Genomic DNA, 1322 nt, shown 5'->3' with positions numbered 1-1322 from the left:
GCTGAACGACCGAGATCATCATCGATCACTTCAATCTCTGACCACCCGAGTGCCGTCAGCCGGTCTCGCATGGCGTATTGCAGCGCGCTGCTCTCGCGATTGTGCAACACCTGATGGGCCGAAGACTGACGCACGTAAAGAATCGCGCTCCAGATGATGAGGCCTGACCTTGTCAGAGATCATGATCGACTTCCTTCACGGGCGGCGTCGCTGTCATCGCTCATGGTCGAGGATCAACTGCGTCATCAAGCTCGTGAGGGCCGCCCTGGCTTCCGCCGGCAACTCCAGCCATGCGGGCGCGCCGATGGCGCCGTTTGACAGGCCACTCCCGAACAGATCCGGCTGCGGCTGCGGCTGCGGCCGCGATTGTCGATTGTGTCGGTATCCGCTCGCTGGCACTGCCGTCTGCCGTGACATGAGTCTCTCCCCGATTCTGGTCGTGAGAGGCTCTGGATGCGCCAGAAAGCAGGGCAGCTGATGGCGTTCGATCCTTCAACGCCAGATCGAGAAGCGCGGAGAGCGTCGCAAGTGCATCGATGCTGACAAACGGCTGAGCTGCCAAAAACTCGGTGTCAGGGCATGCTGCCCGATCAAACATCCATGCTGGAACCTCCAACCATCGATCCGCTTGCGATCCATCCAGAGAGCAACGGAAAGCGACATCATCAGCCTTCTCGACCTTTCCATGAACGCAAACCCGGCGACCAAATCAGGGATGAAAGCGATAAAGAACTTCGCGAAGAACGGTTTTGTGGGCGTTCTCGAGTTTTGTTGTACAACGAGGAGCGGCCCCATGGAGCCATCGGCAATCGGCAATCGGCCGCCGATTTTAATGCAAAATAGCGCCGGCGCCACCAGCCCTGCAACGTGATAAATGCGCAAAAACTCTAGTTGTGGGTGATCCAAAGGTTCGTCTCGCTGCAGTCCAAAGTTCGGTCTCGCTGCAGCTTATGCCCCGTCTCCAGCTGATCGTGGACGAAATCCATCGCGCAGGTCGTTCGATCGTGTCGCCGGCCAGCGGTCGTCGCGCAGCTTGGCGTTGACCCGGCGGCCGGTGCGTTGCGCAGCCAAGACCTTAAACCGGCCACGGCCGATTCCACGATGGAACCGAAGGCCATCAGCTTCCCGACCCCACGGCAAACTGCTGCATGCAGCGATCTGGGACTGAACCGCCTGGCGAGGAAGCACGGGTGCCGATTCCGAGATGATGGTGCGCACCGTACCGACTTGATGGCGCGCAGGGTTCCGAAATGATCGCGCGCAGCATTCCGAGCATTCTCCGCGCAGCATTCCGACTTGATCGCGCGCAGTTTCGGATGGTG

Annotated in this window: 2 protein-coding genes and 1 pseudogene; 1 reads left to right on the top strand and 2 read right to left on the bottom strand. The window is 59.7% G+C overall.

The genetic code is table 11. The annotated features are described in order from the left end of the window. Positions 1–213: 213 nt before the first annotated feature. Positions 214–417 carry a hypothetical protein gene (locus tag GA0061098_RS43445; RefSeq protein WP_091968272.1) on the bottom strand — a complete coding sequence of 68 codons (204 nt, stop codon included), beginning with the start codon at positions 415–417 and terminating at the stop codon, positions 214–216. 75 nt (positions 418–492) lie between these two features. Next, positions 493–906, bottom strand: coding sequence for a hypothetical protein (locus GA0061098_RS43440; RefSeq protein WP_129591142.1), 414 nt, complete (start codon positions 904–906; stop codon positions 493–495). 126 nt (positions 907–1032) lie between these two features. Between GA0061098_RS43440 and GA0061098_RS46910 the strand changes: the two are divergent. Next, a pseudogene (locus GA0061098_RS46910) lies at positions 1033–1203 on the top strand (IS5/IS1182 family transposase); the annotation flags it as partial. Positions 1204–1322: the final 119 nt, after the last annotated feature.

It is taken from the genome of Bradyrhizobium shewense (assembly GCF_900094605.1).
Classification (GTDB): Bacteria; Pseudomonadota; Alphaproteobacteria; order Rhizobiales; family Xanthobacteraceae; genus Bradyrhizobium; species Bradyrhizobium shewense.
The sequence above is the reverse complement of the archived record's forward strand: the minus strand, read 5'-3'. Positions and strand labels throughout refer to the sequence as shown.